The following is a 6,767-nucleotide window of genomic DNA, read 5'->3' as shown; positions in this document are numbered from 1 at the left end:
CGCGAGACAGCATCCCATGCTATCTTGCGGCAGCCCCCCTGTTATTTAGATTCATGTATTCTTGGAGTTGCTATTACTGCTCTGCCTTCTCAGCCTCCGGTGCAGCCTCGGTTGCCTCAGCAGTCTCGTTGAAATCCTCATCCTCACCAAAGCTCTCATAGCCGCGAGCCTCGTTGATCTGCTTTGCCTCAGCCAGGATGTCCTCAGCGTTCTCCTGAATATTGGTAGCGGTGGTCATCACACAATCACGTGCACGAAGTCCGGCTGCTACGCAGTTTACGTAAAATTTCTTTGCATCCTCGCTGCCAAGAATCTTAACACCTGCTGTTCCGAACAAAACGCCGCCTGCAAATAAACCTAATTTTTTTAATTTGAAAATGTCCATCATGATTACTCCTCCTCTGATATTATCTAAATTATATTCACATATGATTTTTGAAAACTATTTATTCCATTTCAAATGCGAATATTGCTGCGTTTAATGACTCATTTCTGAGGTACAAGTAGATGGTAACAGCTTACCCCCATGATAGTCAAACCTAACTTTGCTTATTGAGATTTTTTATCAGCTAGCATCCGAAGTTATACTTGACAGCTCATCCTCATTCCGCAGAGAATACTGGCGGCAACGGTTTAAAACGCCAATTTCTTCCAGCACTGCCATCATCCGGTACACCGTTGCCTTGCCGATCCCCGGGTCGCGCTTGGATGCCTCGTAGTAGATCTCCTTACAACTGCTCCATCTTCCCTCCAGGATCACATCCAACATGATCTTTCTCTGATCGGTCATCCGTTTCCCCCGTCTCTTCAGTTCGCCGATAATCTGCTCTCTCTGCTGCATCGTATCATCTCTCTTTCCATATCTTCTAAATTATTTTGCCGCACATCTGCCGTTTCCGTCCACAACCCGGCTTTTTATTAGCGCAGACTAACTGTTCGTTTAAAATATATAGCATACTCTGCTTGCCACTCTTTTTGCAAGTACTAAATTCCGCTTTTGCCTCTGGCTCAGCCTCATTAAGTCCTTAGATACGACTCGCACTAAGTGCTCATATCATATCGTGTTTCATCAAAAACAAAACATAATTAGCATGAACAAACTCAGGTTAGAATGCCACAACTCAAGTTAGATGTCTCTAACCTTAATTTAAAGACTACCTCTTTTTTTCTCATCTGTCAATGAATTTTCGAAAATATATTTGATTTTCTTCTCTGATAATGGTAAGGTACTCACAGAATGATCAATTCAGACAGGAAAGGAAGGATTTTTCGATGAGCTTCAAAGAAATAAAGCCAGAAGAATTAAATTTTAACCCGTTTACCCGCATCGGTTCCGACTGGATGCTTTTAACCGCCGGCACCAAGGATAAATTCAACACCATGACTGCCAGCTGGGGCGGCGCAGGCGTATTCTGGGGCAAACCGGCTGTTACCTGCTATATCCGTCCCCAGCGCTACACCAAAGAATTTGTAGACAAAGAAGAGCTCTTCTCCGTCAGCTTTTTAAAAGACGGACACCGCGATGCCCTCAAACTCTGCGGCTCCGTATCTGGCCGTGACCACGACAAAATCAAGGAAGCCGGCCTGACCCCGGTCTTCATCGACGGCTTACCGGCATTTGAAGAAGCTGACACCATCCTCATCTGCCGCAAAATGTACCGCGCATCCATGAATCCGGCAGATTTTATCGATAAGGGCGCTGACAGCAAGTTCTATCCGGAAAAGGACTATCATGATATGTATATTGCGGAGATTGTGAAAGCGGTTGTGGCTGAATAAGCAGAGCCGCTCTATTTAAAATTTAAATCCCACAGGAAACGCTGATTTGCAGCATTTTCTGTGGGAATCCTTTGAATGATCCTTTTGGGTCTATTTGTTTATATTGTATCTTTATTTATTCCTTTATTTTGCCAATTCCAGCATCCGCGCCAGCGGACCAACCGCCCTCTGCCGCATCGCCTCATCCATCTCCACTTCCTCTTCCGGATTTTCCAGCGCCCGCAGTACGCTGTCCAGATGAATCTTCTTCATATTCGGGCAAAACTGACGGTGACCTACGGAGAAAAACTTCTTCTCCGGGTTCTTCTGCAGCAGTTCATAGAACACGCCCATCTCGGTGCAGATCAGGAAGACTTTCTCATCCGAATTCGTCGCATAATCAATAATCTGGGAGGTACTTCCGACAAAATCTGCCAGCACCAGCACATCGCCGGTACACTCCGGATGCGCCAGCACAACTGCCTCCGGATGCAGCTCTTTTGCTTTCTTTACATCTTCCGCATGAATACTCTTATGTACATGGCAGAAACCGTCATTGAAAATAAAATGTTTCTCCGGCACTTTTTTTGCGATAAAACGTCCCAGATTCTCATCCGGAATAAAGAAAATATCCTTGTTCGGCAGTTTTTTCACGATTTTGAGTGCATTCGATGAGGTAACACAGACATCCGATTCTGCCTTGATCTCCGCCATCGAGTTCACATAACAGACAACGGCTACATCCGGATACTCTTTGCGTACTTCGCGGATCTTCTCCACCTCAACCATGTGAGCCATCGGACAGTCCGCGCTCCGGTCTGCCATGATAACCGTCTTCTCCGGGCTTAAAATCTTCGCACTCTCGCCCATAAATGACACGCCACAGAAAATGATCGTCTTCTGCGGCACCGTCGTCGCCAGCTCCGCCAGATAATACGAATCGCCCACATAATCGGCAATCTCCTGCACTTCTCCATCTACGTAATAATGTGCCAGAATCACGGCATCCTTCTCTTTTTTTAATGTCTCGATCCGCTGCTTTATCTCCTGATCCATCTCTTTTCCCTCTCCTTTTTTCACCGCTCTGTTCACGCTTCCGAATCCCCATCGATTGACAGAAACCATACCATTTTTCCGACAGCTGCGGTTCGTTTTCTTCTTTACAATGTATCCGACATCTTTGCCACGCCATATTTCTCTGTCCATATAGCTTCCACACGGTAAACTTCTGTGATTATACCTCTAAGAGAAAAGCTGTGTCAATGAAATTTTGACACTTTTTATTACATCTGTCTTGTCATATAGCAATTCATCTACATACAGACTGAACGTCTGCTTTTCCGGCGCTTCAACCAGAGCATCCAATATGCATTTATGCATTTTTTTGTTTCACAAATGTATTTTACTGTGCAACAAAAAGTCAAACCAAAAATCGGACGGTTTTTCGCTGTTCAAACCGTCCGATCTACATGACATATTTATAATTTTATCGCTTTATGCACATCCGCCCTTATTGCTGAAACAGCACCAGTCTCGATACCTTTCCTTCCGCGTCCGCCCAGATCGCGCATTTCTTTCCCGCTTCCAGATCGTCTGCGGTCACGATGTTCCGGGTTAAATACGGCAGAATACGTGTCTCAGCGCTGACCGTATAGGTCACGCCATCCTTTGCTTTCACACAGACGGTATCATCATTCTCGGCACTCTTTTTCACCGACTCGATCTCCGTGTAAACCGGCACGGCGCTCACATTGGTTACATGGACGAAGAAGAGCTGTCCGTTCGTGATTGGCGGCTCGCTCATCGCCATCGCATCCCCGATGTAGGCATATACAACTGTTCCCGTCTCCGCCTCGGTCATATCGACCGGATTGCCTGTCTCTGCGTCAAAAATCGGCGTTTCCGGTGAAAATGTGATCACCATCTCGCCGGCACTGCTGATTCCCGACTGATTGTCGATCGTGACGGAATCGCTGGTAACCTCCGAAACCGGACCATAAACACAAATAGTTTCCGCTGCAGTGGCCTCCCCAGCTGCCTCCGTATCTTCGACAACCGGCTTTGTCTCCTCATCGCCCGCTTTTGCACTGGAAGCGCACCCAAGCGCACCTACCGACAGTGCTGCACAAATTCCTGCAATATATAACGAATTTTTTTTCATAATTTGAATCTCCTTCCGACTGTTCTTATGCCTGCTCCCTGTCTGCTCCCAGGGACTTCTCTGAAATTTTTCAAAACTTCCCAGGCACTTTTTAGTTTCTAAAACCAGTGAAATATTTTTCTTTATACTCTGTATTCAGCTCTTCTATCTGGTTTTCTCTGTTCTAACAGTCTACCCTATTTCATTCAAAAGTAAAAGTGCTTTTTTCTTACGGATTTCTGATATTTTATTACTGTTCACGCATACGTGCCCAGTAACGGAATTTGCCGTGGCTTCGCATTTAAATACGGCAAATTCCTACTGCCACCACGTTTTCTTACGGCACTTTCGGTTCCAAAAGTGCCTACCCGTAAACAGTAACGATATTTTCCTTTGCCGATCAGGACGTCCATACAAAGCTTCAGCAACTGTGCTGCCATGTAACATTTCACTCCACTTCCTCTTCTATCAGCTCCACACGGCAGATCTGTGGAAAATTTACCGCGATCTCCCCGCCTATATTTTCAAGTCCAGGCTGATTTCCACTCCTTATTTCCGCCAACCACAAAACCTGCCGGTAATAGTCGATTTGGTAATAGTCGATTTTCTTCAATCGTCCTGCTGCCGTTCGGTAAGCGCCGCCATCCTTGTGCACGTCCGGTTGGAACCAGGTCACAGAAAGCCGAACCGTCTCGCCACGCATCAGCTGCTCCTCCGCTTCCACAAGCGTCTGATTGATCATCTCACGCACGCTGTCATCCAGATCGATCTCCCGCTCGGTCAGACGCGCTTCCTCCTCTACCGCCTCCTCATAGCCATTCAGTGCTGCAAACGAGGCAAACTGCGCCGCCCGGTCCTCCACCGGCATCCGTGCATGGCGCAAGGGAAATGGGTAAGAATGACCGAGGATATCGCCATAGCGGCGCTGGGCGTCACTTTCCTGCCCTTTTGAGGTTTGGCTTCGTCCACCTTTTAAGTTTTCAAATTCTTTCACTCTATATGGATCTCCCATTTTTCCTTTTCCACCGCAATTTCTTTTTTGTCAAATATCACCCAATGGTTCTTTTCTCAGGCATACAGCTCAGCAGGCACATCTTCCATCTACGCCTGATGTCCCCCGATCTGCCCGTTGCGCTCCTTGGCGGTCGCGCCTTCCTCAAAGTTCATCCCGCGCAGCACCGCGTTTTTTCCGTATTTTTTCTTGATCGTCAGAAGCGCTTCCTGCATCCGGCGCTCCCGCTCGCGTTTTTTCTGTTCTTCCTTCTCTTTTGCTTCCTTTTTTGCGTAATCGGTAAACAAATCAAGCTGTTCAAATGTTTCCTTCTGTTCACGCTCTTTCGCCATTTTCTCATTTACCACATGACATGCCGAGAGCGACATCCGGCGGATGAGAAGCGCCGGGTTGACAATCTTATCATACAGAGCCGCCATCGCCTCCAGAAGCTCGCTCGAGGACGAAGTCGCACGCGGCAGATTCCACGTTCCATGTGCATGCTTCGGCACACGCCGCCCGTAGCGATCGGTTGTCACCGGTCCCTTGTATACTTTCCGTATCTCCGGGCGGGTCAGGTTTTCGATGTCATATCCGACCGTTAGAACGAGCTGATCGGTCACCAGCCGTTTTTCCACCAGCTCCAGCGAGATCCCGTCAATCATCTCCTGTACCACGATCCGCGCCTTATCCGCCGTGTACGGACAGGGAAGCACCTGCCCGCAGCCCAGGCTGCTGCTCTGCGGCTTGTATGCCCGTATCTGTGCGATCGTGCACGGCTCGTAGCCCCACGCATGGTCAATCAGAAGCTCAGCATTGACGCCGAACATCTGGTGCAGCAGTTCCTCGCTGTAAAACTCGCCCGATTTTCCCAGTGAACAACGCGCAATATCGCCCATCGTCCGAAGTCCCGCCTGCCAGAGTTTCTTCTGGTATCCTGGTCCAACCCGCCAGAAATCGGTCAGCGGCTCATGCGTCCACAAAAGTTCCCGATAGCTTTGCTCATCCAGCTCGGCAATCCGCACGCCGTCCTTGTCCGCTTCCACGTGCTTCGCCACAATATCCATCGCCACCTTGCACAGATACAGATTCGTCCCGATCCCCGCCGTCGCCGTGATGCCCGTTTCCTCTAACACCGTGCGGATGATGCGCTTTGCCAGCTCGCGCGGCGAAACCTTGTAAATTCCCAGATATTCCGTAACATCCATGAATACCTCGTCAATCGAATACACATGGATGTCCTCCGGTGCCACATACCGGAGATAAATCTGATAGATCTGCGTGCTCCATTTCATATAGTGCGCCATTCTCGGCGGCGCAACCAGATAGCTGACCGCCAGCGACGGATCCGCCTTTAATTCTTCATTTCTCCACGATTTATCCCGGAACTGGCGTCCCGGCGCCCGTCTGCGGCGTTCCTCATTGACTTCCCTAATCCGCTGAATCACCTCAAATAACCTGGGACGCCCCGGCACACCATAGGATTTCAGCGGCGGCGATACCGCCAGACAGATCGTTTTCTCCGTCCGCGATGGATTCGCCACGACCAGATTCGTCGTCAACGGATCCAGACCTCGCTCGATGCACTCGACCGATGCGTAGAACGATTTTAAATCAATGGCAATGTACGCGCGCCTGGAAACTGTTTTCTGCATGGCAGGATCCTCCCTTCTCTATGAATGTGAATTAAAATTTGAGCACCACTGGTAAAAAATCATCTCTCAAAATCAAGCACAGAAAGATTCCGAGCGTACACATGAAAATCCAGTTAAAAACTCACTAAGTGCTTCTATTATAGCATAACCATCAGCTTCACGAAATACTCAAATCCAAACATGTGTTTTACAGCAGCAAAAAAGGATGTGCCTTGGCACATCC

7 protein-coding genes are annotated in these 6,767 nt (G+C 48.3%); 1 reads left to right on the top strand and 6 read right to left on the bottom strand.

The genetic code is table 11. From position 1 onward, the window contains the following. Positions 1 to 73 precede the first annotated feature (73 nt). Together QVO97_RS08150 and QVO97_RS08145 are read right to left on the bottom strand one after the other, a co-directional pair. Positions 74 to 385 (bottom strand): DUF6110 family protein, encoded by a 312-nt coding sequence (locus QVO97_RS08150; protein WP_353784507.1) that lies wholly within the window; start codon positions 383 to 385, stop codon positions 74 to 76. A 180-nt stretch (positions 386 to 565) separates the two neighbouring features. Continuing rightward, positions 566 to 841, bottom strand: coding sequence for a Fur family transcriptional regulator (locus tag QVO97_RS08145; protein WP_022359850.1), 276 nt, complete (start codon positions 839 to 841; stop codon positions 566 to 568). Positions 842 to 1,272: 431 nt separating this feature from the next. Here QVO97_RS08145 and QVO97_RS08140 point away from each other — a divergent pair, with 431 nt between their 5' ends. Next, a complete protein-coding gene (locus QVO97_RS08140; RefSeq protein WP_022359849.1) occupies positions 1,273 to 1,779 on the top strand; it encodes a flavin reductase family protein in 507 nt (168 codons plus the stop codon). Between the two features lie 123 nt (positions 1,780 to 1,902). On the opposite strand, the gene nadA is transcribed toward QVO97_RS08140, so the two are convergent. The 4 genes from nadA to QVO97_RS08120 form a co-directional block, all read right to left on the bottom strand. Continuing rightward, on the bottom strand, positions 1,903 to 2,814 hold the full coding sequence (gene nadA / locus QVO97_RS08135; protein ID WP_288189381.1) for a quinolinate synthase NadA: 912 nt from the start codon (positions 2,812 to 2,814) through the stop codon (positions 1,903 to 1,905). Positions 2,815 to 3,268: 454 nt separating this feature from the next. Continuing rightward, on the bottom strand, positions 3,269 to 3,919 hold the full coding sequence (locus QVO97_RS08130; protein WP_022359847.1) for a hypothetical protein: 651 nt from the start codon (positions 3,917 to 3,919) through the stop codon (positions 3,269 to 3,271). A gap of 427 nt (positions 3,920 to 4,346) precedes the next feature. Then, a complete protein-coding gene (locus tag QVO97_RS08125) occupies positions 4,347 to 4,892 on the bottom strand; it encodes a hypothetical protein (protein WP_022359845.1) in 546 nt (181 codons plus the stop codon). A gap of 107 nt (positions 4,893 to 4,999) precedes the next feature. Continuing rightward, positions 5,000 to 6,544, bottom strand: coding sequence for a Y-family DNA polymerase (locus QVO97_RS08120; protein WP_022359844.1), 1,545 nt, complete (start codon positions 6,542 to 6,544; stop codon positions 5,000 to 5,002). Positions 6,545 to 6,767 lie beyond the last annotated feature (223 nt).

This window comes from Clostridium sp. CAG:43 (genome assembly GCF_000434655.1).
In the GTDB taxonomy this organism is placed as follows: Bacteria; Bacillota; Clostridia; order Lachnospirales; family Lachnospiraceae; genus Otoolea; species Otoolea fessa.
This window is presented reverse-complemented; position numbering and strand designations above follow the sequence as displayed.